2 protein-coding genes are annotated in these 2,033 nt (G+C 28.7%); both read left to right on the top strand.

Going from position 1 to position 2,033, the window contains the following annotated elements; all coding sequences use genetic code 11:
- Positions 1–112: 112 nt before the first annotated feature.
- A complete protein-coding gene (locus FQU21_RS17220; protein WP_147679259.1) occupies positions 113–1,174 on the top strand; it encodes a DUF262 domain-containing protein in 1,062 nt (353 codons plus the stop codon).
- Positions 1,171–1,791: an MAE_28990/MAE_18760 family HEPN-like nuclease gene (locus FQU21_RS17215; RefSeq protein WP_147679257.1), complete on the top strand. Its 621-nt coding sequence runs from the start codon at positions 1,171–1,173 to the stop codon at positions 1,789–1,791. The genes FQU21_RS17220 and FQU21_RS17215 overlap by 4 nt, the downstream gene beginning before the upstream one ends.
- Positions 1,792–2,033: the final 242 nt, after the last annotated feature.

Genomic DNA, 2,033 nt, shown 5'->3' with positions numbered 1-2,033 from the left:
GCTTTAACAAAGTTTTTGTTTATTTTTATTGCTTGGTATTAAACAAAAATTTAGAGCTGGTTTGAATGCTACGATTCATATCCAGATCGTTGTGCTTCATTAAACAAAAAACATGAATAAAATAGAAAATTTAGAACATATACTTGAAAAAACTAGAAATGGTTTATCAACAGATAGACTAGACATGTCGTTTGGTGAAATAATGAGCATGTATGAACGTGACGAAATAGTAATTGACCCAGAGTTTCAAAGATTATTCAGATGGGATGACTATCAAAAAACCCGATTTATTGAATCAATTCTAATTGGAATTCCTATTCCACCAATTTTTGTAGCAGAAGATGAAAATGGAAAATGGGAATTAGTTGATGGTCTTCAACGAATATCAACTATCTTTTCATTTTTTGGCATTCTTAAAACTATACCTGATAAAAATAATTGGATTTTAGGAAAAGGAGATTTAGTGGCTGATTTTGAAAATCTAGCATGTAAAGATTTACCATTAAAATTCCAACTTAACATAAAACGAGCATCCTGCCGAATCGAAATAATAAAATGGAATAGTGCTTTTGACATGCGTTATGAATTATTTAATAGATTAAATACTGGAGGTTCTGACCTTACTGACCAAGAGATTAGAAATGCAATTTTTAGAGGTGTTTCTAAAGACTTTAATTCTTTCATTAGAAAATGTTCAAATAGTAACGATTTCGTGAATTTAATTCAACCAACAGCTAGACAATTAGAACAGCTTTATATGGATGAATTAGTTCTACGTTTTTGCTCTTTAGTTGATCTTCCAACAGAATTGTCTCAAAATATTTCTCAACATATGACCAAGTATATGAGAGAAGCAGTCAAAGATTCAACGAAAATAGAACCTTTACAGATTTTATTTGATGATGTTATTTCAATTTTAAGTCCTATAGGAAAAGATGTGTTTAGAGGTTCTAACAATGTATTTTCAACAAGTCTTTATGATTGTGTAATGATTGGAATTTCAAACAATATTTCTAAATATAAAGAAACTAGAACGGATATTTTAATAGAAAAAATAGATGAATTAAAAAATTCAGATAATTTCAAAAAAGCCTCTGGAAGTAAATCTGGTAGTAAATCTAGAATATCTAAAAGAATAGAAGTAGCTAATGAAATTTTTGGGATTTCGGAATGAAACTTTTTATACAAGAAATATTAGCAGATATAAATTGGAGAGTATCAGAATTAGCAACAATAAAAAGTCTACCAATAAAGTATAGCTTTAGACCTGACCATAAAGAGTTGCAAATAAAATATTCAATTCCTGCCATTTATGCCATTTGGGAAGGTTTTGTTAAAAATACTTTTACTATTTATTCTACGCATTTAAATTCTTTAAATATTACGAGAATTGAAATTGCTCATCCATTATTAACTCATCAGCTTGATTTAGAATGCGACTTTAACAATCCTAGAGCTGCTTTTGACTCAAAAAAAAGACTTGTAAGTTTAATTAATAATGTACTTGATGAAACCATAACTATAAAACCAGGAATTCCGACAGAATCAAATGTAAATTTTAAAGTTTTAAACAAAATACTTGAACGATTTTGCATTTCTCCAATTGAAAATTCGTATGAAAGAGGGTTAAATCGACTTCTACGATTTCGAAATATGATTGCTCATGGTGAAAACGCATTACAAGTTAATATGACAGATATGACTCAATTCGTAAACCTAATAGAAAACTTAATGTTAGATTTAATTATTAATATCGAAATCTGTGAAAAAAATAAAACATTCACGAAATAAATAACGAAAGCACAACACCGTATAAAATTAATTGCTAGTTATAGCCTACTTACGAAAGTCCTCGCAAACTTACTATTCCGTTTTTATTTGCTAACTTTAGTACTTAAAACACGCAACTAATCTTATACAAACCCGTTGTGCGTAATGTTGACCCGTCCTGAAATAAGGCTACATAATTTTAAACATTATGTATAGAAATGACAAAGTAATTAGACGGTATTCAGAACCTTTTAAACTGAAAA

Origin of the sequence: Algibacter pacificus, assembly GCF_008033385.1 — a bacterium.
GTDB lineage: Bacteria > Bacteroidota > Bacteroidia > Flavobacteriales > Flavobacteriaceae > Algibacter > Algibacter pacificus.
The sequence above is the reverse complement of the archived record's forward strand: the minus strand, read 5'-3'. Positions and strand labels throughout refer to the sequence as shown.

Excerpts from the sequence above, each read along its gene's own strand:
- FQU21_RS17220 (WP_147679259.1), top strand. The coding sequence starts at position 113 with ATGAATAAAATAGAAAATTTAGAACATATACTTGAAAAAACTAGAAAT.
- FQU21_RS17215 (WP_147679257.1), top strand. The coding sequence starts at position 1,171 with ATGAAACTTTTTATACAAGAAATATTAGCAGATATAAATTGGAGAGTA.